Here is a 22929-nt window from a genome sequence, read left to right as displayed (position 1 = left end):
ACTATACAACCAGTAGCGCGAGGGAGGTTCCGGTGGACGCGGACGAGGCGGTGGAGACCATCCAGCGCGAGATGACGGCTTTCGCCCGGCGCGCCCGGGCCTCGGCGGGGCGCATGCACCCCGAGCTGTCGCTCGTGTCGTACACGCTGCTCGGGCACCTGGAGGAGAGCGGCGGCTGCCGGGCGACCGACCTGGCGGCCCACTACGCCCTGGACAAGTCCACGGTGAGCCGTCAGGTGGCGGCACTGGAGCGGGCCCGGCTCGTCGAGCGGCGCGTGGCTCCGGACGACCACCGTGTGCAGGTCCTGCACCTGACCGACGAGGGCAGCCGGATCCTCGCCCAGGTCACCGACAGCCGCAGGGCCGCGTTCCGGGAGCGGCTGGCGGACTGGCCGGCGGAGGATCTACGGCGGTTCGCCGGGTATCTGGTGCGGTACAACGCGTGGGCGACACGCGCCGAGGAGAGCTAGGGCACGGCCAACTCCCTTACCTCTGTGAGGTGTTCGGGGGCGCGAGCGGCGAGGAAGGCGGTCGTACGGCGGAGCCGGAAGCCGAGTGCCTCGTACAGGCGGATGGCGCCGGTGTTGCGGGCGGAGGTGTGCAGGAACGGGGTCTCGCCGCGCTCGCGGATGCCGTGGGCGACGGCGAGGATCAACCGGGTCGCCAGTCCCTCGCCGCGGAGGGCGGGGTCGGTGCAGACGGCGCTGATCTCGGTCCAGCCCGGCGGACGCAGCCGCTCCCCCGCCATGGCCACCAGGGCGCCGTTCCGGCGTATGCCGAGGTAGGTGCCGAGCTCGACGGTGCGCGGCAGGAACGGACCGGGACGGGTGCGGGCGACCAGGTCGAGCATCTCCGGCACGTCGGCGGGGCCGAGCCGGACGGCCTCCGCGTCCGGCGCGGCGGCCATGCCGTCGTCGACGAGCTGCACGCCCTCGACGTGGAAGACGACCTCCCAGCCGGCGGGCACCTCGGGGCAGTAGCCGTTCAGCGGCACCTCCGCCCCGGGGCCCGCGAGCGCGGCCAGGTCGGCCCAGTCGTCCGCGTCGGGCTCGTCGGGCAGCGCGAGCCACGGCGAGACGTCCACGGGGTAGCGCAGCACCCGGCCGCGCCGCTCGGCGAAGTGGGCGTGCGGGCCGGTCAGGGAGGCGAGGGCCGGGTTGTCGAGGACGTGGCTCATCCGGCGACCCCTGTGCCGGCCCCGCCCCGGACGTCGACGCCCGCACCGGGTACCGGCCGGTGCGCCCCGGCCTCCGGACGTCCGTAGTACGTGAAGACGTGCGCCTTCGGCATGTGCTCCCACTCTCGCTCGCGCTCACCGCTGCCACAGGCGGCAAGCAAGATCGGGGAGCGGCTATTCCCGGGCCCCGGGAGAGTTCACACGCCGTTGACGATCACCGGGGCTCCCCGGGGCCGGGGCAGACCTGACGTGCACGTACGGTTGGACACGTAAGAACCGACCTCCCTCCCGCTGGATCCCCATGAACGTCACCCGAGGCTTCACCGGGCGCCCCCGCGTCCCCGATCCGGGCCTGCCGCCAGGCCAGTACGACGCGGGCGACGACTGGCCCGTCCTGTCCGCCGAGGTCACGCCCGAACTGGCGGCGACCGACTGGACCTTCCGCGTCGACGGACTCGTGGAGCGGCCGCTGACCTGGGACTGGGCGCAGGCGCACGCGCTGCCGGGGTCCGCGTACGAGGGCGACATCCACTGCGTGACGGGCTGGTCGAAGTTCGGTGTCCGGTTCGCGGGCGTGTCCCTGGACGCCTTCCTCGACGAGGCGCGACCCCTGGCGTCGGCCACCCATGCCGTCGCCCACGCGCACACCGGGTACACCTCCAGCCTGCCCCTGGCGGACCTGACCGGCGGGAAGGCCTGGATCGCCTGGGAGTACGACGGCCGGCCGCTGCCCGCCGAACACGGCGGTCCCGCACGGCTGCTGGTGCCGCATCTGTACTTCTGGAAGAGCGCCAAGTGGATCGCGGGCATCCGGCTCCTGGACCACGAGGAGCCGGGCTTCTGGGAGCAGAACGGCTACCACCGACGCGGCAACCCGTGGGAGGAGCAGCGGTACTCCGGTGACTGAGCGAGCGACCGATACGCCCCCCGTGTTCGTTCCCCCGACGCGGTTCGCCGTGCCCGGCCGGATCGAGGTGAGCGACCGGGGCGCCGCGCAGTGGCAGATCGCCACCCTGACCGAGATCCGGCCCGAGACGCCGCACGCCTCGACGTTCCGGTTCGCGGTGCCGGCCTGGAGGGGGCATCTGCCCGGCCAGCACCTGATGCTCCGGCTCACGGCCGAGGACGGCTACGTGGCCCAGCGGCACTACTCGATCGCCTCCGCGCCGGACGACGGCGGGCACATCGAGCTGACCCTCGACCGCGTCGACGGCGGCGAGGTCTCGGGCTGGTTCCACACGGTGGCGCGGCCCGGCGACCGGGTCGAGGTGCGCGGCCCGGTGAGTGGCTTCTTCGCGTGGCCCGGCGACCGGCCCGCGCTGCTGATCGGCGCCGGCTCCGGTGTCGTACCGCTGATGTCGATGGTGCGCCATCGCCGGGCGCGGGGCCTGGACGTGCCGCTGCGGCTGGTGGTGTCCGCACGCAGCCCCCAGGAGCTGATCTACGCGCGGGAGTTCGGCGCGGAGACGACGCCGGTCTTCACACGGAGCGCCCCCGAGGGTGTGCCGGTGGGCCGTCTGGCCGCCGCCCATCTGGCACCGCTCCTGGCCGATCGGCCTCCCGGCGGGTGGGAGGCCTACGTGTGCGGCTCGAACGCCTTCGCCGAACACGCCTCCCGGCTGCTCGTCGCGGCCGGCCAGCCCGTGGACCGGATCCGGATCGAACGCTTCGGCTGACGCACGGCTTCCGGCCCGCCCGGCGGTGCGCGATCTCGCCGCCGCTGGGTACCCGCCTCCCCCGGAACTCGCGCGCGCGTGCGGCGCGGAGGGACAATACGGACCGGACACCCTCAGTCCCTCCGGCTCCGGTCACGGCGGGGAGGTCGAGATGCGAACCCGGGTGCGCGGCTGGCGCTGGCGGCGCAATCCGCTGCGGCGCCGGTCGGACGTCGTGGAGGCGTGGACAGCGCTGGCCGTCGCCGTGCTGCTGCTCGTGGGCGCCCCGCTGGCCGGGGCGGTGGCCGGCTGGTGGGCACACGATCACGCGCGGGCCGTCGCGGCCGCGGACCGGGCCGAACACCACCGGGTGCGGGCCGAGGTCGTCGGCACGCCGCCCGACAGGCCCAGCACGACACCGGGCGGCCGCGACCACTCGTACCCGGTGAAGGTGCGCTGGACGGATCGGACGGCCGGGACGCACACCGCGCAGGCGCGCGTCCCGGCGGGCACCCGGCGCGGCGACACCGTCGACGTGTGGTTCGACTCCCGCGACCGCGCCGTCCCCCCGCCGCCCGGCGCGAGCCAGATCTGGCAGCACACCGTCACCATCGGCACGTGCGCCGCGGGCGGCGCGGCCGCCGTACTGCTCGTGGCCAACGCCGTGGTGCGGCGTGTCGCCACCCGCCACCGGCTGGCCGAGTGGGGACGGGCATGGGCACGCACCGAGCCGCAGTGGACACGGCGGCAGGCCGGGGGACCCTAGCCCCCTACGAAGACCCGACCTCTCGGCGCGGCCCCGCGGGCGTCGGCGCCCGTCCGATCCGTCGGACGCCGACTGTCCCCGCGTCCACGACCAGCGAATCCTTCACCGATGGCGGACCCTCGCGGTCCGGAGGTCGAGAGGCAAGGGTCTGGCGAGTCGTCCGACCACCCACGTACGGTGTGATCAACGGTACGGTCCCGACTCGAAGGCGGTCCTGCATGGCCCTGTTCGACCTCCCCCTCGACGAGCTCCACGAGTACCGCAGCGCGTCCGTCGAGCCCACGGACTTCGACGCGTTCTGGTCCAAGACCCTGCGGGAGGCCCGGGAGCACGACCTTGACGCCCGCTTCGAGCCGGTCGACACGGGGCTGACGACGGTCCAGGTGTACGACGTGACGTTCGCCGGGTTCGGCGGCCACCCGGTGAAGGGCTGGCTGACGCTTCCCGCCGGGACGCGGGAACCGGTCCCGCTGGTCGTGGAGTTCATCGGTTACGGCGGCGGGCGCGGGCTCCCGCACGAGCACCTGCTGTGGGCGTCGACGGGCCGGGCGCACTTCGTGATGGACACGCGCGGCCAGGGCAGCGCCTGGGGCGGCGGTGGCGGTACCGCGGACCCGATGGGCGGCGCCCCGGCGTACCCCGGTTTCATGACCCGTGGCATCGACGCGCCCGAGAACTACTACTACCGCCGCGTGTTCACCGACGCGGTGCGTGCCGTCGAGGCGGCCCGCTCGCATCCGCTGACCGACGCCTCCCGCACGGTGGCGACCGGCGGCAGCCAGGGCGGCGGCATCACGATCGCCGTGGGCGGCCTGGTCCCGGACCTGGTCGCGATCGCCCCGGACGTCCCCTTCCTGTGCGACTTCCCGCGCGCGACCACCGTGACGGACCGTCACCCCTACCGGGAGATCGGCCTGTTCCTCAAGACCCACCGCGGCCGCACCGAGGACGCCCTGCGCACTCTCTCCTACTTCGACGGCGTCCACTTCGCCACCCGCGGCCGCGCGCCCGCCCTGTTCTCGGCGGCCCTGGAGGACCAGACCTGCCCGCCCTCGACTGTCTACGCGGCGTTCCACAACTGGGCGCACGACGACAAGCGGATCGAGGTGTACGAGTTCAACGACCATGAGGGCGGGGGGCCTTACCAGGAGGCGGCCAAGGTGAAGTGGCTGCGGGCGTACGCCTGAGTCCGGCATGGAGACACGTGAGGCCGCGGAACGCTTCGTCCGGGTCTGGGAGCGGGCCTGGGCCGCGCACGACGTGGACGCCCTGCTGCCGCTGTACGCCGAGGAGTGCGTCCACCGGTCCATGCCGTTCCGCCGGCCGCACCGGGGCCGGGCCGAACTGGCCGACTACCTGCGCTGGTCCTTCGCGCGGGAGCGGGTGACGGACGTGCGCTTCTCGGCGCCGGTCGTCGGCGCGGACGGGGTCGCCGTGGCCGAGTTCCGGGTGCTGGCCGAGGAGGAGGGAGCGCCGTCCACCCTGGCGGGCTGCGTGTTCGTGCGGTTCGACGAAGCCGGTCTGGCGGTCGCGACACGGGACTACTGGCACACGGCGGACGGCCACGAGGAGCCGGCCGGCGACCTGTTCCTCCTCTGACCTTCCCTCCAGTCCGACCAGTCGGTACGTTCGGGGGGCCCGGATCGCGGCGGTGCGGCCCGGGCTTCCGGCGGAGGACGGAGGGGCCCATGGCGGAACGCGAGCCAGTCGCGCGGGGACACTGCGACGCGCGGTTCGAGGCGGTGCGGACGGCGTTCGAGGAGAACTTCCGTGAACGGGCGGAGCTGGGCGCCGCGGTCACGGTGACCGTCGGCGGTGAAGTCGTGGTGGATCTGTGGGGCGGCTGGGCCGACGCGGACCGCACCCGGCCCTGGGAGCGGGAGACCCTGGCCAACGTGTGGTCGACGTCGAAGGGGCCGACCGCGCTGTGCGCGCACATCCTGGCGGACCGGGGGCTGCTCGACTTCGACGCGCCGGTGGCCGAGTACTGGCCCGAGTTCGCCGCGGCCGGCAAGGAGAAGGTCCTCGTACGTCACCTGCTGTCGCACCGGTCCGGCCTGTCGGGCCTGCGTGAGCCGCACTCGGTCGAGCAGCTCTACGACTGGGAGCTGACGACGCGGCGGCTGGCGGCGACGGAGCCGTGGTGGGAGCCGGGGACGGTGTCCGGATATCACGCGCTCACCTTCGGCCACCTGGTCGGGGAGGTCGTTCGGCGGATCTCGGGGCTGTCGCCGGGCGCCTTCCTGGAGCGTGAGGTGACCGGACCGCTGGGGATCGACTTCACCATCGGCCTGCCCGAGAAGGAGGCGGGGCGGGCCGCCGAGCTGGTGCATCCGCCGGCCGCCTCCGACAGCGAACAGGCCGCGGCCTTCGGCCGGTTGACGCCCGCGGTGCTCGCCGCGCTGGCCAATCCCCTGGTGGGCGCGGCCGAGGCGAACACGCCGGAGTGGCGGGCCGCGGAGATCCCGGCCGCGAACGGGCACGGCACGGCGCGGGCGGTCGCCGCCCTGTACGGGATCTTCGCGGGACGGGGGTCGTACGGCGGCCGGCGCGTGCTGTCCCCGGAGGCGGCGGAGCGGGTGCGCGAGGGTCAGGGCAGGTGCCGGGACCTGGTGCTCGGCCCCGGACTGGGGGCCGATACGGAGATCGGGCTCGGCCTGTGGCTGAGCGGGCCGAACGGCTCCTACGGGCCCAACCCGAGGGCTTTCGGACACGACGGCTTCGGCGGCTCCTGCGGGCTGGCCGACCCCGAGGCGGAGGTGTCGCTGGGGTACGTCATGAACCGGATGGGGCCTCATATCGCCGACGACCCGCGGAAGACGGCACTGATCGAGGCCCTCTACGGCGCCTTGTGAGCCCGGGCCCGGCGGTTCGGTTTCGGCCGAACCGCCCGCCCACCCTTCCCTGGTGGTTTAGACCAATGCTAGATCTGGTGGCGCACCGAGCCCGCACGGCTACCGCACGTCACCAACAGGAGGCGCGGCATGGCCCGCACCACCCCGCACGACCACTCCCCCGTCCCCGATCCGCCGCTGTACTGGCGCGTCGCCACGCGCCTGCTGGACGAGCTGCGCGACGGCGGCATCCCGCCGGGTGAACGACTGCCGAGCGAACGGAAGTTGGCCGAGCATCTGGGGGTCAGCCGGGAGACCGTACGGCAGGCGCTGGAGCTGCTGCGCCGGGACGGCCTGGTCGCCACCGACCGGCGGGGCAGCCACGCCACGCTGCCGGGGCCTGCGGTACGGAGCCCGTCCTCGCTGACCTTCCCGGTCGGCGCCCGGGCCACCGACCCCGGCGGCGCGGTCGACCGGGCCACGGTCACCTGGGAGGCTCCCCCGCCCGAGCACGCCGAGGCCCTCGGGCTGGCCCCGCACCGGCCGACACTGGTGCACCGCTACGAGTCCGCGGGCGCCGACGGCCGGGGCCGCCGTACCGCCGTGACCTCCTTCTCCGCCGTCGCCCTGTCGGAGGTCGAGGAACTGGCCCGCTACCGCGACCGCGCAGACGGTGCCGCCACGGCCCAGCTGCACCGGGCCTACGACTGGATGCGCAAGGCGGGCCTGACCCTGCACCACCGCGACTCCATCACCCCGCTCGCCGACGCGCCCTCGGTGCGGGTGAGACGGCGCGTGCACGACCAGTACGCGCGTCCGCTGGAGATCACCGACCTGCTGGTGGACGCCCAACAGGAGGCCCTGGTCTACGAGTTCACGCTCCCGGCGGCGGGCTGAGCGGTGGAGCCGGGCGACCTGGCGGCATGCCGGGACGGGCCGAACGGCCCACGTGGCGCACCTTCCGGCCCTGCCCCGGCGGCAGGGCGACGGCGATCCTGAAGAAGGGGACTGCGCGCGGCGCGGCGCCCCCGGGTGCCGCGCCGGGACCGGAGGTGGGCCATGACCGGACCTGTCGTCGTCGGAATCGACGGCTCCCCGGCCGGGACGACGGCCGCGTGGTGGGCCGCCCGCGAGGCCGTGACCAGAGGGCGGCCGCTGCTACTGCTTCACTCCTGGTCCACGCAGCCACTCGACGTGCCGCCCGCCCGCGAGGCACTCGGCAGGCAGCGGAACGGCGGGCGGCTGCTGCAGCGGGCCGAGACCGAACTGCTGCGCCGTTACCCCGGTCTGAGGCTGACCACGGAGTTGACGTCGACGCCCGCATCGGAAGCGCTGCTGGACCTCGGCGGGCTCGCGGAGCTGCTGGTGCTCGGCAGCCGGGGACACGGTTCCACGGCGAGCTTCCTGCTCGGTTCCACCAGCCTCTACGTCCTGGGGCGCGCGCGGTGTCCGGCCGTCGTGGTCCGGGCCGGTGACCCGGCGGTCGAGGACGGTTCGGGCCATCCCGCGGCGGCGGAACCCGGCGAGGTCGTCGTCGGCGTGAAGGAGACGGGCCCGGCCGCCGACCCGCTGCTCGAGTTCGCGTTCACGGCGGCCGACTCGCGCCGGGCCCGGGTGCGCGCGGTGCGGGCGCTGCCGCCGTTCGGCACGGTGTCCCCGCTGCACGCGATGGCCGCCGGTCACGCCGACAGCCGCCACGAGGCCGAGGAACACGCCCGGCTGGCGGCCGCACTGGCCCCTTGGCGGGAGAAGTTCCCCCACGTCCTGGTCGTGGAGCAGGTGACGGCCGGGCCGGCCACCGCGGTGCTGCTGTACGCCGCGGAGCACAGCCGACTCACCGTGCTGGGACGGGAGCGCAATCCCTCCCACCTGACCTGGAAGCTCGGGCCGGTGACCCACGCGGCCCTGCACCACATGCCGTGCCCGGTCGCCGTCGTCCCGCACGACTGAACCCGGCCGCCCTGCGTGCGGGAGAGGACAGCTGACCCCGGCCGCCCTGCGTGCGGGAGAGGACAGCTGACCCCGGCCGCCCGGCGTGCCGGGCAGGACCGCTCAGCCGGCGCACCGCACATGGTCGAAGTCCTCGGCCTCGTGACACGAGGGACATGTCACGCGCCGCGCGAGCCTGCGGCCGACGCTCGGTCCCGAGCCGGGGACCCGCTCCATCAGCCGTCCGACGACATGGGCGTGCCGCAGACACACACCGCAGCCGCAGCGGTCGCACACCGCGACCGCCGGGGCCGTCGTGTCCTTGAGCGCGCAGTCGTAGCAGTTCACGACGCACCTCCCTGAGCCCCTTTGCGCACTCTCATCGTCGCGCGCGGCGCGGCCCGTGGCGCCGGGCCGGTCGGGCCTTTCCCGGGACCGACGGCCCAGCCCCCGCCGTCGAGGCCCGCCCTCAGACCCTGACGGCCCGCACCAGCCGCACCCGCGGGCTCCCGTCGCCGCGCCGCCCGAACTCCGGCAGCGCTTCGAGGCCGACGCGGAATCCGGCGCCCTCCAGCTCCCGCCGGACGTCCCCGAGCCGGAAGGCCCGGTAGTACATGACGAACGGCGGGCGCCACACGGCGTTGCGCACCCGCATGGCGGCGTCGAAGCCGAGCAGCATCCAGTAGGCCGGCGACGAGGGCCGGGGCGGCGCGAGGACGGGGAAGGCGAAACAGCCGCCCGGCCGGAGCACCGCGTGCACCTGCCGGAACAGGCCCGGCAGTTCGCCTGGCAGGAAGTGGCCGAACGCCCCGAAGCTGACCACCAGGTCGAAGGCCGGGCGGAACGGCAGCGCCCGGGCGTCGGCCCGCACCCAGGAGACGTCCGGCCCCGCCGGCCGGATGTTCTTCCGGGCCACGGCGAGCATCCCCGCGCTGAAGTCGACCCCGGTCACGCTCTCCCGGCAGACCCGGCCGAGCACCTCGACCCCCGCGCCGGTGCCGCAGCACAGGTCGAGCCCCGCCTGGTAGGGCCCGGTGCGGGCGAGGGCCGCCGCGACGGCATCGAGCACCGCCTCGGGCGTCCGGAAGGGGGTGTGGTCGAACTTCGGCGCGAGCAGGTCGTATCCGCGCTCGACGGACGAGAGCGCCTGGACGGCGAGTTCGCGCAGGCTGGGGCCTTGGGGGCTGAACATCTCCGTCAGCTTAGGGGACGCCGGTCGTGGACGGCCGCCGGGACGGCTCCTCACGGAGAGCCGCCCATGGACAGGCTCCCGCGGACTGGCTAGTGTCATCGGCACCTATTCCACTAGTTCACTATGGAGTGATCGATGCGCGCGTTCCGCGAGGCGGTCGAGGCGGGTGATCTCGACGCGGTCGAGGCGCTGCTGGCGGAGGACGTCGTGTTCTCCAGCCCGGTGGTGTTCAAGCCGTACCCGGGCAAGGCGATCACGGCGGCGATCCTGCGGGCGGTGGCGCAGGTCTTCGAGGACTTCCGGTACGAGCGCGAGCTCGCCGGGCCCGACGGCCGCGACCATGCCCTCGTGTTCGCCGCGCGGGTGGGCGACCGCGAGCTGACGGGCTGCGACTTCATCCACCTGGACGAGGACGGCCTGATCGACGAGTTCACGGTCATGGTCCGGCCGTTGTCCGGCGCCCAGGCGCTGGCGGCGGCCATGGGCGCGCGGTTCGAGGAGATCGCCAAGGAGGCGGAGGCGCGGTCCGCCTCCGCCTCCTGACGTCACGCGACGGTGAGGACCAGGGCGCCCGTGTAGCTCGCGCCGGGGGTGAGGGCTCGGCGGAGTCTGCCGGGTCGGGGCGGGGGCATCGCGGTCTCCTCGATGGTGAGTGGTGGTCTCACTCCACCGACGAACGGCCCTCCGCCGATCGACACTCCGCGAGCCGTTTCTCCAGGAACCTCCGTTCGGTGTCGTTCTCCACGAGTTCCAGCGCCCGCTCGTAGGCCTCGGCCGCCTCGGCCGTACGTCCGTCGCGGCGCAGCAGGTCGGCGCGCGTGGCGGGGAGCAGGTGGTAGTCGGCGAGGTCGCCGTCGCGTTCCAGTTCGGCGACCAGGGCGAGCCCGGCGTCCGGGCCCTCGGCCATGCCGACGGCGACGGCGCGGTTGAGCCGGACGACGGCGGAGGGCACGAAGCGGAGCAGGGCGTCGTAGAGCGCGGCGATGTCCGCCCAGTCGGTGTCCTCCGCCGTGGCGGCTTCGGCGTGGCAGGCCGCGATGGCCGCCTGGATCTGGTACGGCCCGGGCCGCCCGCGGCGCAGGGCCGTCTCCACCAGCGCGGTGCCCTCGTCGATCTCGGCCCGGTCCCAGGCCGTGCGGTCCTGGTCCTCCAGGGTCACCAGGTCGCCGGCGGCGTCCACGCGCGTGTGCCGCCGCGCGTCGTGCAGCAGCAGGAGGGCGAGCAGGCCGAGAGTCTCCGGTTCGTCGGGCATCAGGCGGGCCAGCAGCCGGGCGAGGCGGACGGCCTCCGCGCACAGGTCGGTACGCACCAGCTCGGCCCCGGAGGTGGCGGCGTAGCCCTCGTTGAACAGGAGGTAGACCACGCCGAGGACGCCGGTGGTGCGTTCGGGCAGGAGGTGGGCGGGCGGTACCCGGTAGGGGATCCCGGCGTTGCGGATCTTCCTCTTGGCCCGCACCAGGCGCTGGGCCATGGTCGCCTCGGGCACGAGGAAGGCGCGGGCGATCTCCGGTGTGGTCAGGCCCGCGAGGGTGCGCAGGGTCAGGGCGACCCGGGCCTCGACGGGCAGGGCGGGGTGGCAGCAGGTGAAGATCAGGCGCAGCCGGTCGTCCTGGACGCCGCTGTCGTCGCGGTCGTACTCGGGGTCGTACGGTCCCTCGTCACGGGCCAGCACGGCGGCCTCCCGGAGTCTGGCCGCCCCGACCGCCCTGCGGCGCAGGACGTCGAGGGCGCGGTTGCGGGCGGTGGTGGTCAGCCAGGCGCCGGGGCGGCGCGGGACGCCGTCGCGCCGCCACCGGTCGAGGGCCTGGGCGAAGGCGTCCTGCGCGCACTCCTCGGCCAGGTCCCAGTCGCCGGTCACCCGGATGAGGGTGGCCACGACCTGGCCCCATTCCTCGCGGAAGGCGGCGGCGACGGCCGCCTCGACGTCGTCCGTGGTGCTCACTCCCAGACCGGTCGTACCTCGACCGAACCGCCGCCACAGGCGTACGGATGCCCGGCGGCCAGGGCGATCGCCTCGTCGAGGTCGTCGACGTCGATGAAGGCGATCGTGGTGAGGTCCTCCTCGCTCGGCTCGAACGGCCCGTCGCCGAGCAGGACTTCACCGCCCCGGACGCGGACGGTGGTGGCGTCGGCGGCCGGCCGCAACCGTACGCCGCCGGTGACTCGCCCCGCCGAAACGTCCCGCGGGCCCTCGGCGTCCTCCTCCGGCCGCTCTTCATCACCGCCCACAGGGGAACGGACCAGGAGGGCGTACCGCATCACGCCCCCTTCAGGGACACGGCGTGTTCGTGGGTGATCAGCCGGCGCAGGCCGGTGTCGCGGTAGCCCGTGGTCACCCGCAGTGTCTCGTCGAGCGCCGTGCCGTCTGCCCGGGCCGCCGTCAGCCGGACGAGGGCGTGGGTGAAGCCGACGCTCTCGTCCACGTTCACGCGGAGGTCCAATACCTCGCGGTTCACGGGGCCGGTGACGGACGCGAACAGCTCCCGCAGCGCCTCCCGGTGGGCTTTCAGGCCCTGGCGCTCCCGGCCGTCGGCGAGGTGGAAGACGTCCGCGTCCGGTGTGTAGCAGGCCAGCGCGCGGTCGACGTCGCGGGCGCTGAAGGCGGTGCTGAGCTCCGTGTCGAGGGCGCGGATCGCGCTCTCGGGGTCCTCGTCGTCGCCCATCGGCCAGAAAGGCCGTACCTCCATGGCACCGATGGTGGCCACGGGGTGCGCGGCGGCCGCCTCGACGGCCTCCTCCAGGCTGTCGCACTCCAGGACGTCGAATCCGGCGACGTACTCCTTGGTCTCGGCGAAGGGGCCGTCGGTGCGCAGGACCTCGCCTCCGCGCACCCGCACGGTGACCGCCTCGGCGGGCAGGGCCAGCCGGTGGCCGTGCAGTCGTGCGCCGCGCTCCCCGAGCTCCTCCACCCAGGGTTCGACGGGTGCCATGCCGGAGGCGTCGGCGGTGTCGTCGCCGCAGACGAGCAGCATGTACTTCATGGGGTCCTCCCGGTCGTCATGAGCTTCCTACACCCCACCGACGAACGGGACCGCACCGAATCGACACCCGGGCGTGCCGAGAGGCCGGAGCGCGTGCCCCGGCCTCTCTCGGCTCGTCCTCTACGCCCACGCGGTCTGCACCGTCGGCTCGGCACCGTGATGCACAGCTGCGCCCCGAGCGGAATAGGCGGAGTCCTCGACGTGTTGACGCCGGTGAGCAGTCGACCGGTTTGGGCCCGCGGCCCCTGTGGTACCGTTCTGCTAGCACTTGTGTACGCCCCGTTGAGGGCGCCGGTGCCAGTTCCACTTCAGTTGGCCGCCCGCCCGCCGTCCTCCGGCCGGCGCACCGGCTTCTCACCACCACCTCGTGACCGGCGCGTTCTCCGCCCCGCACCGAGGTGCCGTTCCCGCCGCCGAATGCGCATGTCCGCCTTCCTCTCGCGGCCTTCCCCTCCCTCCCGCATGTCCCATGGCATTCGTCCTCGAAAGGACCGAACAACATGACCACCACTCTCGAACACCCCCCTGTCAGGCAAGAACCCCAGGCCCAGGTCGCCGGCGGTGTCCTCGACATCGACGCGGGCGGCAAGGGCCACCTGCGCGCCGGCAGCCTGCACGCCACACCGTCCGACCTGCCGGTTCCGCCCGCGCTGATCCGCCGTCACGGCCTGCGCAAGGGCGACCTGGTCGAAGGTGTGCGCGACGGCCGGCGCGCGCTCACCGAGGTCGTCCGGGTCAACGGGCGCACGCCCGACGAACTCCGCGGCCGCCCGCACTTCCGCGACCTCACCCCGCTGCATCCCCGGCAGCGCATCCGCCTGGAGCACCCGGCGGCCGGGCTCGCGGGGCGCGTCACCGACCTCGTCTCGCCCGTCGGCAAGGGCCAGCGCGGCCTGATCGTGGCGCCGCCCAAGACCGGCAAGACCGTGCTGCTGCAGCAGATCGCGGCCGCCGTCGCCGGCAACCACCCCGAGTGCCACCTGATGGTGGTGCTGCTGGACGAACGGCCCGAGGAGGTCACCGAGATGCGGCGCTCCGTGCGCGGCGAGGTGTACGCCTCCACCTTCGACCGGGGTCCCAAGCAGCACATCGCGCTCGCCGAACTCGTCATCGAGCGGGCGAAGCGGCTCGTCGAGGCCGGCGAGGACGTCGTGATCCTCCTCGACTCCCTGACCCGGCTGTGCCGGGCGCACAACAACGCGGCCGCGTCGAGCGGTCGTACGCTCAGCGGCGGCGTGGACGCCTCCGCGCTGCTCGGCCCGAAGCGGTTCTTCGGGGCCGCCCGGCTCGCCGAGGAGGGCGGTTCGCTGACGATCCTCGCCACCGCGCTGGTGGAGACCGGCTCGCGCGCCGACGACTACTTCTTCGAGGAGTTGAAGAGCACCGGCAACATGGAGCTGCGCCTCAGCCGCGAACTTGCCTCGCGCCGCGTCTTCCCGGCCGTCGACATCAACCCCTCCGGCACCCGCCGCGAGGAACTCCTCCTCTCCCCCGCCGAGTTGACCACCGTACGCGGACTGCGGCGCGCCCTGCAGACACGGGACGGGCAGGCGAGCCTGGAGACCCTTCTGGAGCGCATGCGCGACACCCCGGACAACTCGGCCTTCCTGCGCCGCATCCAGCCGACACTGCCGAACGGCTGACGAACCGCGCCCCTTATCCTTCGGGCTGACCTGCACATGCAGACCACAGGTTCGACACGGGGGTACGGCACATGACATATCGGCGCGCGCTCATACCGGCAGCGGTCGGAGGCGCCCTGCTCACCCTGCTGATGCTGTGGGCGGGAGCGAGCGCCTCGGCACTCCAACTCCAGGGCACGGGCAACGTGTTCGACTTCGAGTCCACGACCGCCCTCAGAGTCCTGCTCTCACCCTGGTCGTTCTCGGGCGCGGGCGGCGGCGGCCCGTACACCGACCTCTACCGCACCGCGATGCAGATCAGGTTCGTGGCGCTCTTCGTGTTCTTCCTGGCCGGTGCCCTGCTCCTGCTGCGGCGGCTGCCGCCCGTACAGGGCCGTACGCCGGCCACGCTGCTCGCACTGTGGGCCTGGGCGCCGGTGGCGGCGACGCTGGCCGTGACCGTGTCGGCGCCGTGGCTGATCGCCTCGCGGGGGCACGGCAGTTTCCGGGTGCTGCCGCAGCTGGCGGGCGTGATCGCCTCGGGCGGTCCGGTCGCGGTGTTCGCGGGGCTGCTGACCGCCCCGGTCGCGGTCGTGGTGGCGCGTGTCCTGGACAACGACGCGGAACCGCTGCCGCGGCGGAACGTGCCGCCGCTCGCGGCCCGTCTGGCGGCGAGCGCCGGAACCGCGGTGGTGGCGCTGTCGCTGGTGGTCCTGTCGTACCAGTCGGTGGCGGCCTGGATCCAGACGTCCTTCCCCGGCGAGGGGCTGCTGTCCGAGCCCGGCGACCTGCTGCGCGAGTGGCTGCTGCTGGGCGCCTGGAGCGACCCGTCGACCACGCCCCTGGGCGACTGGCTGCTGTACCGGGCCGCCGACGTGCTCGTGCTCGCCGTGGTGTGGTGGGCACTGCGGCTGCTGCCTGCCCTCCTCACCGAGGCCACGGTGCCGGCGATGGCGGCGGGCGCCGTCTGTGCGACCGTGCTGGGCCTGCTGGCGAGCCAGCTCCTGCACTGGGCGATGGACGACACCACCGCCGTGCGCGGGCCGGTGTCCCTGCTCGCCGATCTCGGCGGCGGCGTGCCGGCCGCGCTCACCTTCGGCGCCGTCGCGGGGATCGCGGCCGTCGTGACGCTGCGGCTGGCCGGACACCGGAAGACCGCCGACGCCTCCGGGTGACTGCGGCATCCGGGTGCTCCCGACCGCGGCCCGGCCCGGCCATCGGCCCGAACGCCGGCCCGATTCCTACGTTGACGATATGACCATCGGATTCTCTTTCCGTATGCCTCGAACCGCGGTCGCGTTCCTCACGCCCAGGAAGGCGGCCGCGTTCCGCATGCCCCGGGCCGCTGCCGCGACCTGCGCGGTCTGTGTGGCGGGCGTCCTGGCGCTCGCGCCCGTCGCGGCGGCCGCGGCGCCGAAGCCGGGCCCGGCCGGCGGGCCGAGGGCTGCGATGCCGCGCCCGGCGCTCCTGTACCGGCACGGCACACTCGTGCGCCCGCACCGCGACGCTCCCGCGCTGCCCGACGTCTCCGCGCTGTCGTGGCTGGTGGCCGACGCCCGCAGCGGCGAGGTGCTCGCCGCGCACGACGCGCATCGCAGGCTGCCGCCCGCCAGCACCCTGAAGACCCTGTTCGCGCTCACCGTGCTGCCGACCCTGCCGGGCGGCATCCGCCACCGGGTGCGGGAGGAGGAGTTGGCGGGCATCGGGCCCGGCAGCAGCATGGTCGGGGTCGCCGAAGGACACACGTACACCGTCGCCGACCTGTGGCGCGGGGTGTTCCTGAACTCCGGCAACGACGCGGTGCACGTCCTCGCCTCCCTCAACGGCGGCTGGGCGACGACGGCCGCCCGGATGCAGGCCGAGGCGCGGGCCCTCGGCGCGCTGGACACCCAGGTGCGCTCGCCCGACGGCTACGACACGCCGGGGCAGGTGTCGTCGGCGTACGACCTCGCGGTCTTCGGCCGGTCCGGGCTGCGCAACGCGGACTTCGCACGGTACTGCGGCACGGCCGAGGCGGAGTTCCCGGACGGCGCCGGAGGGTGGTACGGCATCCGGAACACCAATCGGCTGCTGACCGGCGCGGACGGTGTGGAGCCGTACCGCGGGCTGATCGGTGTCAAGAACGGCTACACGACCAACGCGGGCAACACCCTCGTCGCCGCCGCCCGGCGGGGCGGGCGGACCCTCGTCGTCACGGTGATGAACCCTCAGGCCGGTGGCGGGTTCACCGTCTACGAGGAGGCCCGTGAGCTGCTCGACTGGGGGTTCGGGGCGGCCGGGCGGGTGGCGCCGGTGGGGTCGTTGGACGGGTTGCGGGTGCGGCCCAGGCCGGGTCCGCACGCCGCGCCGGTGGCCGCCGTGGCCGCGGTGGCCGTACCCGGGGGCGGGCCCGGATGGCCGGAGACCGGTGTCATCTCGGGGGCCGCCGCGCTGGGCGCCGGTGCGGTGGCGTTCGTGCTGCGGGGCAGGGTTCCGCGCTCGTCGGAGGGTTGAGCGACGGGCAGCCGCAGCAGCAGACCTAGGGTGATCCACGCGTAGGTGTTGGCGCCCAGGAATCCGTCGATGCCGGAAGCGTCGTCGAACCACAGCCACACCACGCTGGTGCACATCACCGCGTACAGGGCACCGGCGGTCCGCGGGTGCCCGGCGCGGACCAGCACCGCGAGCGCCGGCAGCACCCACACCAGGTGGTGCACCCAGGTGATCGGGCTGACCAGACACGCGGTCAGACCGGTCAGGGCGAAGGCGCCCGACCAGTCGTCCGCGGCGAGAGCCGACCGGGTCCGCCGGGCCCATACGGCGAGCACCACGAGGACGACGCATGCCCACACGGCGCGGTCCGTCACGCCGAGACGGGCCAGGACGCCCTGGAGCGACTGGTTGGAGACGTAGTCCATGCGGCCCACCCGGCTGGTGTCCCACAGGGCCCGTGTCCAGTAGAAGCGGGAGGCGCCCGGGGCCACCCACGCGGCGAGTGCGGTCGCCGCGCACGCCACAACAGCCGCCGTGGCGGCCGCTCTTCGGCGGCCTGCGAGCAGCAGCAGACCGATGAAGACGGCGGGGGTGAGTTTGACCGCCGCCGCGAGGCCGATGCCGGCGCCCGCCCAGCGGTCGTCTCCGGTGCGCAGCAGCCGGGCGTCGATCAGCACCAGGGCGAGCAGCAGGAGGTTGACCTGGCCGAAGCTGAACGTGTCGCGCAGGGGCTCGAACAGGGCGAGCAGACAGGCGCCCAGCGCGCAGCCGAACCAGCCCAGGCGCCGCCACGCCCCGTCCGTCAGCAGGTGCGCGATCAGCGCGAGGGCCGCCAGGTTGAGCAGCAGGGCGAGGACGATCGCCGTGCGCAGTCCGACGAGGGCCATGGGCAGCATGGCGACCGCGGCGAACGGCGGGTAGGTGAAGCCGTACGTCGTCCCCGGCACCCGGTAGTCGTAGAGCCGGCCGCCGTGGTGGATCCAGGTGTCGACGGCGCCGTAGTAGACGCGCAGGTCGAACCAGTCCCGCAGCAGCGGCACGGTCGCGGTGAAGGCCGTGACGGCGGCGGCGACGGCCATGACCAGCAGGCTCCGACCGCGGTCGGTGGCGGGGGGCCTCACGCGGTGCGTCCCAGGGCCGGGGCCTGCGCCGCCAGGTGGACCTGCCACAGCACGGCCACGGCCAGCAGGCCGCCGGAGACGGCCAGCACCAGTTCGTCGGTGCCCGCGGGCGCCCCGCTGGGCAGGGCGAGGAACGCCACCGCGCCCGTGACCAGCGCCAGACGGCGCTGTATCGGCGTGCTGGGCGCCGCGGCGGCGATGAGGAACAGCCCCCACAGGGCGTACCACGGGCGGATCGCCGGGCCGAGGACGACCACCGCGGCCAGGCTGAGGCCGAGCGCGTACACGGGGGTCAGGCGTCCCCGCCGCTTCCATATGACGAGGATCGCGACGGCGGTGGCGACGAGGCCGGCGGCCTGCCAGGCGGGGACGGCGAGCGGGGCCAGATCGCTGCCGGCCCTGGTGAGCAGGGCGGCGGTGGCGCGGCCGAGCAGGCTGGTCAGCGCCCAGTTGTGCGGGGAGACGGGCGTCTTCAGGGCCGCTATCCAGCCGTAGCCGGTGCCGGTCAGGGCGGTGGTGGCGACGGTCGTCGCGACCGCGGCCGCGGCGGTCGTGAGCACCGCGCGCGCCGGTGCGAGGCCCGCGCGGACACCGAGCGCGACGACCGCCACGAGACCGAGCACCGCGGGCGCCTTGACCAGGGCGGCCAGGGTGACGAGCACGGCCGCCGCCACCGGCCACCGGCCCAGCGCGGCCACCAGTCCCGTGCCGAGCAGTCCGAGCATGATCGCGTCGTTGTGGGCGCCGGCCACCAGGTGCAGCAGGACCAGCGGGTTGAGGGCGCCGAGCCAGAGCGCCTGGGCGGGGTCAGCGCCGCTGTGGCGGGCGAGGCGGGGCAGCGCCGCCGCCATCAGGGCCACTCCGAGCAGTGCCACCAGGCGCATGCCGAGCAGCCCGGCGGGCAGTTCGCCGCGGGTCAGGCCCGTCAGGGCCGAGGCGACGCCGAGGAACACCGGGCCGTACGGGGTCGCCGTGTGCCGCCACAGCGCGGGGACCTCGTCGGCGAGGGGTCCGCCGAGGTGGGCGGGGCCGTAGGTGTACACGTCCATGTGGGCGTCGACCATGGCGCCCTGGGCGAGGTAGCTGTAGACGTCCCGGCTGAACAGGGGCGGGGCGAGCAGCAGGGGTGCCGCCCACACGGCGAGGACCAGCAGCAGGGCCCGTGTCGTGGGCGGCTCGGCGCCGCGCACGAGCCTGCCCAGCAGCAGCCAGGCGGCGATCAGCAGGACGACACCGAAGTACACGCAGACCAGCCCCAGCGCCACGCGCACGTTCGCGGGGGCCGACAGCTCCTCGACGGGCAGGGCGCCGGCCGTCTCCCCGCCCAGCGCGAGGAAGGCGGTACCGGCCAGCCCCAGCACCTGGCAGCGGCGGAGATCGACGGGAAAGGCCATGGCCAACACTCGGGAAGCGTGTCAACGCCGGATGGCCGGAGATTGACGCGCCGCCCTCGCGTCGGGGACCTGGATGTGACCGGCGTGTGATCCCGTGGCCACGGCGATGACTTCCGCCGGGCCGAGGGGCCTCCACGGCATACGACACACGAGCGGACGGAGATGATGACGCTGCCGGACAGCTCCGAACACGCCGAGTTCAACGCTCTGCGGATGTACTGCGAACTGCGGCTCAGAACACCGACAGGCCCGTCAGGGTGGTGAAGCGGTCCAGTGCCGCCACCCCCGCCACCGAGTTGCCGCGCTCGTCGAGCCCGGGGCTCCACACGCACAGGGTGCAGCGCCCCGGCACGACCGCGATGATCCCGCCGCCCACCCCGCTCTTGCCGGGCAGGCCGACCCGGTAGGCGAACTCGCCGGCCGCGTCGTACGTCCCGCAGGTCAGCATCACCGCGTTGACCTGCTTGGCCTGGCTGCGGGTGAGCAGCCGGGTGCCGTCCGCGCGGACGCCGTGCCGGGCCAGGAAGGTGGTGGCCAGGGCGAGGTCGGCGCACGAGGCCGTGACGGAGCACTGGCGGAAGTACTGGTCGAGCAGGAGCGGGACGGGGTTGTCGATGTTGCCGTAGGACGCCATGAAGTGGGCCAGGGCGGCGTTGCGGTCGCCGTGTCCCGCCTCGGAGGCGGCGACGTCCTCGTCGAAGCCGAGCGCCGGGTTGCCGCTCTCCGTGCGCAGGAAGGCCAGCAGCTCGCCCGCCGCGTCGCCGGTACGGGTGTGCAGGCGGTCGGTGACGACCAGCGCGCCGGCGTTGATGAAGGGATTGCGCGGGATGCCGTTCTCGTACTCCAGCTGGATCAGGGAGTTGAAGGGGTTGCCTGAGGGTTCGCGGCCCACGTGCTCCCACAGCTCGTCGCCCTCGCGAGCCAGGTCGAGGGCGAGGGTGAAGACCTTGGTGATGGACTGCGTGGAGAACGGCTCCCGCCAGTCCCCCACGCCGTACACCGTGCCGTCCAGCTCCGCCACCGCCATCCCGAAGCGGCTCGGGTCCCGGGCGGCGAGCGCCGGGATGTAGTCGGCGGGCCGGCCGCGGCCGGGGGTGCGTTCCATCTCCTCGGCGATGCGCTCCAGGACCGGCTGGAAGGCGCGGGACGACGTCATTGTCATGATCACCATTGTGCCTCCGTGCCGGTCAGGGTGCTTCGTCGCGGATCTGCGACCGGTCAGACCAGTGGTGCGCCGTTGCCCGCGAGGACCTCGGGCCGCAGCAGGCCGGCGAGCGTGTCGGCGGGCAACAGGCCCTTCTCCAGGACGAGTTCGGCCACACCGCGGCCGGTGACGAGGGCCTCCTTGGCGATGTCGGTGGCGGCCGTGTACCCGATGTGCGGGTTGAGGGCGGTCACCAGGCCGATGGAGTTCTCGACGCTCGCGCGCAGCCGTTCGGTGTTGGCGGTGATGCCGTCCACGCACCGCTCGGCCAGTGTGACGCAGGCGCTCTGCAAATGCGTGATGCTCTCCGAGAGGGAGTGCAGGATGATCGGCTCGAAGGCGTTCAGCTGCAGCTGCCCGGCCTCGGCGGCCATGGTGATGGCGACGTCGTTGCCGATCACCTCGAAGGCGACCTGGTTGACGACCTCGGGGATCACCGGGTTGACCTTGCCGGGCATGATGCTCGAACCGGCCTGTACGGGCGGCAGGTTGATCTCGCCCAGGCCCGCACGCGGCCCGGACGACAGCAGCCGCAGGTCGTTGCAGCTCTTCGAAAGCTTGACGGCGATGCGCTTGAGCACCCCGGACATCTGGACGAACGCCCCGCAGTCCTGGGTGGCCTCGACGAGGTTGGCGGCCGTGACCAGCGGCAGTCCGGTGATGGCGGAGAGATGACGGCGGGCCGCCTCCGCGTATCCGGCCGGTGCGTTGAGCCCGGTGCCGATGGCCGTGGCCCCGAGGTTGATCTCATGGATCAACTGGACGGCCTCGTCAAGACGGTTGCGGTCCTCGTCGATCATGACCGCGTACGCCGAGAACTCTTGACCGAGCGTCATCGGCACCGCGTCCTGCAACTGTGTACGGCCCATCTTGAGCACATCACGGAACTCGACGGCCTTGCGGGCGAAGGAGTCCTGCAGTACGGACATCGCCCTGAGCAGTCCACGTACCGCGAAGACCGTCGCGATCTTGACGGCGGTCGGGTAGACGTCATTGGTCGACTGGCCGAGGTTGACGTCCTCGTTGGGGTGCAGGAACCCGTACTGCCCCTTCTCGTGCCCCAGCAGCTCCAGCGCCCGGTTGGCGACGACCTCGTTGGCGTTCATGTTGGTCGAGGTCCCGGCGCCGCCCTGGATCACGTCGACGACGAACTGGTCGTGCAGCTTGCCGCCCCGGATCTCCCGGCAGGCCCCGACGATCGCGGCGGCCTTCTCCGGCGCCAGCAGCCCGAGCTCCTCGTTGGCGAGGGCGGCCGCCTCCTTGACCGCGGCGAGGGCGTCGATCAGGTGCGGATAGGCGGAGATGGGCGTGCCGGTGATCGGAAAGTTCTCGGTGGCCCGGAGGGTGTGCACCCCCCAGTAGGCATCGGCGGGAACATCACGGTCGCCGAGCAGATCATGCTCGCTACGGGTGACGACGCTGGTCATGAGGGAGAAGGTCCTCTTTCTGAGGTACGGAACTTATGGCGCCCCGACAAGGGGCGCGGGGAACTGCGCGACGGGCCACAACGGACCCGCACCCGCCGATCGACAGGTCGACCCGCCCCGCTAGGCGCAAGCCGGAACGACGACGGGGTCCAGCGAACGCGCGGGCCGCACACACCCGACCGGCTGCCCACCGCCGAGTAGCGCCTCGCCCCGGAACTCGGTGAGCGCCGCCGGATCGACCCCGGCCCGCGCCAGCGCCGCCGCGGCCACGGGAATCCGCGCCCGGTTCGCCCCGTCGGCGATCTTCACGGCCACCGCCCGCCCGTCCGGCAGCGCGGCGACCTCGACGCCCTCGAAGCCGTCCTTGGCGAGCAGCCCCGGCACGGCCCGCATCAGTGCGGCCACGTCCCGCCCCGAGCCGGAGGCCATCTCGGCGTGCGAGCGCATCGCGTCGGCGACGCGGGCCTCCGGTGTGCCGGGAGCCGCGGTGGTGACGCGCGCGGTGGCCCGGGCGAGCCCGTGCAGGGACACCGAGAACAGCGGCGCCCCGCACCCGTCGACCGTGACCCGCGCGATCCGCTGCCCGGTGAGGTCCTCGACGATCTCGGCGATCGCCTGCTGCAGCGGATGCGCCGGGTCGAGGTAACCCTCGAGCGGCCAGTCGTTGAGCACGCACGTGTACAGCATCGCCGCGTGCTTGCCCGAGCAGTTCTGGGCGAGCCGCGAGGGCGGCCGGCCCTCCCGCACCCAGGTGTCCCGCACGACGGGGTCGAAGGGCATGTCGGGGACGTTGCGCAGATGGTCCTCGGTCAGGCCGGCGAGTTCGAGGATGCGCCGGGTCCCGGCGAGGTGCCGCTCCTCGCCGGAGTGGCTGGCCGCGGTGAGCGACAGCAGCTCGCCGTCGAGCGGCAGACCCGCCCGGACCATGGCGACGGCCTGGACGGGCTTGAGGGCCGAGCGGGGGTAGAAGGCGGCCTCGATGTCGCCGAGCTGGAAGTCGACCTTCCCGCCGGCGCCGAGGACGACGACGGAACCGTAGTGGATGCCCTCGACGACCCCGTCGCGTATCAGGTGGGCGACGGGGGCGTGGAGGGGCTCGCGGATCTGGGGTGCGCCCGCGACGGAACTGCTGAACATCACTGCCTCTTGTCAGGG

At 73.7% G+C, this 22929-nt stretch carries 23 protein-coding genes and 1 pseudogene; 13 read left to right on the top strand and 11 right to left on the bottom strand.

Annotated features, from left to right (window positions below; genetic code table 11):
- The first annotated feature begins 32 nt into the window (after window positions 1–32).
- Complete coding sequence (locus ACQF4J_RS40915; protein WP_351580468.1) at window positions 33–470, top strand: MarR family winged helix-turn-helix transcriptional regulator; 438 nt, start codon at window positions 33–35, stop codon at window positions 468–470.
- Here the strand turns inward: ACQF4J_RS40915 and ACQF4J_RS40910 are convergent.
- Window positions 467–1177 carry a GNAT family N-acetyltransferase gene (locus ACQF4J_RS40910; protein ID WP_351580465.1) on the bottom strand — a complete coding sequence of 237 codons (711 nt, stop codon included), beginning with the start codon at window positions 1175–1177 and terminating at the stop codon, window positions 467–469. The two genes, ACQF4J_RS40915 and ACQF4J_RS40910, sit on opposite strands and share 4 nt — an antisense overlap.
- A gap of 301 nt (window positions 1178–1478) precedes the next feature.
- Between ACQF4J_RS40910 and ACQF4J_RS40905 the strand changes: the two genes are divergently transcribed.
- From ACQF4J_RS40905 to ACQF4J_RS40870, 8 genes are all read left to right on the top strand, one after another.
- Complete coding sequence (locus tag ACQF4J_RS40905; protein ID WP_351580462.1) at window positions 1479–2084, top strand: sulfite oxidase-like oxidoreductase; 606 nt, start codon at window positions 1479–1481, stop codon at window positions 2082–2084.
- A gap of 49 nt (window positions 2085–2133) precedes the next feature.
- Window positions 2134–2853 (top strand): ferredoxin reductase, encoded by a 720-nt coding sequence (locus ACQF4J_RS40900; RefSeq protein ID WP_427168677.1) that lies wholly within the window; start codon window positions 2134–2136, stop codon window positions 2851–2853.
- A gap of 151 nt (window positions 2854–3004) precedes the next feature.
- A complete protein-coding gene (locus tag ACQF4J_RS40895; RefSeq protein ID WP_351580459.1) occupies window positions 3005–3598 on the top strand; it encodes an Rv1733c family protein in 594 nt (197 codons plus the stop codon).
- 218 nt (window positions 3599–3816) lie between these two features.
- Entirely contained in the window at window positions 3817–4785 is a 969-nt protein-coding gene (locus ACQF4J_RS40890) for an acetylxylan esterase (RefSeq protein WP_351580456.1), read from the top strand.
- 7 nt (window positions 4786–4792) lie between these two features.
- Window positions 4793–5197 carry a nuclear transport factor 2 family protein gene (locus ACQF4J_RS40885; RefSeq protein WP_427168065.1) on the top strand — a complete coding sequence of 135 codons (405 nt, stop codon included), beginning with the start codon at window positions 4793–4795 and terminating at the stop codon, window positions 5195–5197.
- Between the two features lie 89 nt (window positions 5198–5286).
- Complete coding sequence (locus tag ACQF4J_RS40880; protein WP_351580451.1) at window positions 5287–6453, top strand: serine hydrolase domain-containing protein; 1167 nt, start codon at window positions 5287–5289, stop codon at window positions 6451–6453.
- A 129-nt stretch (window positions 6454–6582) separates the two neighbouring features.
- The gene (locus tag ACQF4J_RS40875) at window positions 6583–7329 is read left to right on the top strand and encodes a GntR family transcriptional regulator (RefSeq protein ID WP_427168064.1); all 747 of its coding nucleotides are present in this window, start codon (window positions 6583–6585) and stop codon (window positions 7327–7329) included.
- A 162-nt stretch (window positions 7330–7491) separates the two neighbouring features.
- Window positions 7492–8382 (top strand): universal stress protein, encoded by an 891-nt coding sequence (locus ACQF4J_RS40870; RefSeq protein WP_427168063.1) that lies wholly within the window; start codon window positions 7492–7494, stop codon window positions 8380–8382.
- Window positions 8383–8484: 102 nt separating this feature from the next.
- On the opposite strand, the gene ACQF4J_RS40865 is transcribed toward ACQF4J_RS40870, so the two are convergent.
- Together ACQF4J_RS40865 and ACQF4J_RS40860 are read right to left on the bottom strand one after the other, a co-directional pair.
- Window positions 8485–8709 carry a DUF2180 family protein gene (locus ACQF4J_RS40865; RefSeq protein ID WP_351584246.1) on the bottom strand — a complete coding sequence of 75 codons (225 nt, stop codon included), beginning with the start codon at window positions 8707–8709 and terminating at the stop codon, window positions 8485–8487.
- 121 nt (window positions 8710–8830) lie between these two features.
- A complete protein-coding gene (locus tag ACQF4J_RS40860; RefSeq protein WP_351584248.1) occupies window positions 8831–9553 on the bottom strand; it encodes a class I SAM-dependent methyltransferase in 723 nt (240 codons plus the stop codon).
- Window positions 9554–9688: 135 nt separating this feature from the next.
- Between ACQF4J_RS40860 and ACQF4J_RS40855 the strand changes: the two genes are divergently transcribed.
- Window positions 9689–10096, top strand: a complete 408-nt coding sequence (locus ACQF4J_RS40855; RefSeq protein ID WP_142149320.1) for a nuclear transport factor 2 family protein — start codon at window positions 9689–9691, stop codon at window positions 10094–10096.
- Between the two features lie 118 nt (window positions 10097–10214).
- Here ACQF4J_RS40855 and ACQF4J_RS40850 read toward each other — a convergent pair whose 3' ends face one another.
- From ACQF4J_RS40850 to ACQF4J_RS40840, 3 genes are read right to left on the bottom strand one after another with little or no spacing between them, the layout of a single operon-like run.
- Window positions 10215–11495, bottom strand: a complete 1281-nt coding sequence (locus ACQF4J_RS40850; protein ID WP_351802835.1) for an RNA polymerase sigma factor — start codon at window positions 11493–11495, stop codon at window positions 10215–10217.
- Window positions 11492–11812 carry a YciI family protein gene (locus ACQF4J_RS40845; RefSeq protein WP_351584252.1) on the bottom strand — a complete coding sequence of 107 codons (321 nt, stop codon included), beginning with the start codon at window positions 11810–11812 and terminating at the stop codon, window positions 11492–11494. Before ACQF4J_RS40845 ends, ACQF4J_RS40850 begins: the two co-directional genes overlap by 4 nt.
- A complete protein-coding gene (locus ACQF4J_RS40840; protein ID WP_427168062.1) occupies window positions 11812–12534 on the bottom strand; it encodes a YciI family protein in 723 nt (240 codons plus the stop codon). The genes ACQF4J_RS40845 and ACQF4J_RS40840 overlap by 1 nt, the downstream gene beginning before the upstream one ends.
- A gap of 500 nt (window positions 12535–13034) precedes the next feature.
- Between ACQF4J_RS40840 and rho the strand changes: the two genes are divergently transcribed.
- The 3 genes and pseudogenes from rho to ACQF4J_RS40825 form a co-directional block, all read left to right on the top strand.
- Window positions 13035–14177, top strand: a complete 1143-nt coding sequence (rho, locus tag ACQF4J_RS40835; RefSeq protein ID WP_427168061.1) for a transcription termination factor Rho — start codon at window positions 13035–13037, stop codon at window positions 14175–14177.
- A 71-nt stretch (window positions 14178–14248) separates the two neighbouring features.
- Window positions 14249–15331, top strand: coding sequence for a hypothetical protein (locus ACQF4J_RS40830; RefSeq protein ID WP_351584258.1), 1083 nt, complete (start codon window positions 14249–14251; stop codon window positions 15329–15331).
- A 79-nt stretch (window positions 15332–15410) separates the two neighbouring features.
- A pseudogene (locus tag ACQF4J_RS40825) lies at window positions 15411–16304 on the top strand (D-alanyl-D-alanine carboxypeptidase family protein); the annotation flags it as partial.
- A gap of 83 nt (window positions 16305–16387) precedes the next feature.
- Here the strand turns inward: ACQF4J_RS40825 and ACQF4J_RS40820 are convergent.
- The 5 genes from ACQF4J_RS40820 to ACQF4J_RS40800 all read right to left on the bottom strand — a co-directional run bounded on the left by ACQF4J_RS40820 (window position 16388) and on the right by ACQF4J_RS40800 (window position 22911).
- Window positions 16388–17749 carry a glycosyltransferase 87 family protein gene (locus tag ACQF4J_RS40820; protein WP_427168060.1) on the bottom strand — a complete coding sequence of 454 codons (1362 nt, stop codon included), beginning with the start codon at window positions 17747–17749 and terminating at the stop codon, window positions 16388–16390.
- On the bottom strand, window positions 17746–19143 hold the full coding sequence (mptB, locus tag ACQF4J_RS40815; RefSeq protein WP_427168059.1) for a polyprenol phosphomannose-dependent alpha 1,6 mannosyltransferase MptB: 1398 nt from the start codon (window positions 19141–19143) through the stop codon (window positions 17746–17748). Before mptB ends, ACQF4J_RS40820 begins: the two co-directional genes overlap by 4 nt.
- Before the next feature lie 232 nt (window positions 19144–19375).
- On the bottom strand, window positions 19376–20314 hold the full coding sequence (locus tag ACQF4J_RS40810; protein ID WP_351802824.1) for a glutaminase: 939 nt from the start codon (window positions 20312–20314) through the stop codon (window positions 19376–19378).
- Between the two features lie 47 nt (window positions 20315–20361).
- Window positions 20362–21774: an aspartate ammonia-lyase gene (aspA, locus tag ACQF4J_RS40805; RefSeq protein ID WP_351802822.1), complete on the bottom strand. Its 1413-nt coding sequence runs from the start codon at window positions 21772–21774 to the stop codon at window positions 20362–20364.
- A 120-nt stretch (window positions 21775–21894) separates the two neighbouring features.
- Window positions 21895–22911, bottom strand: a complete 1017-nt coding sequence (locus ACQF4J_RS40800; protein ID WP_427168058.1) for an asparaginase — start codon at window positions 22909–22911, stop codon at window positions 21895–21897.
- Window positions 22912–22929 lie beyond the last annotated feature (18 nt).

The sequence above is a fragment of the Streptomyces sp. C1-1 genome (assembly GCF_050214755.1).
Taxonomy (GTDB): Bacteria; Actinomycetota; Actinomycetes; order Streptomycetales; family Streptomycetaceae; genus Streptomyces.
Note: the sequence above shows the minus strand (reverse complement) of the source record. Positions and strands in the feature narration are given on the sequence as shown.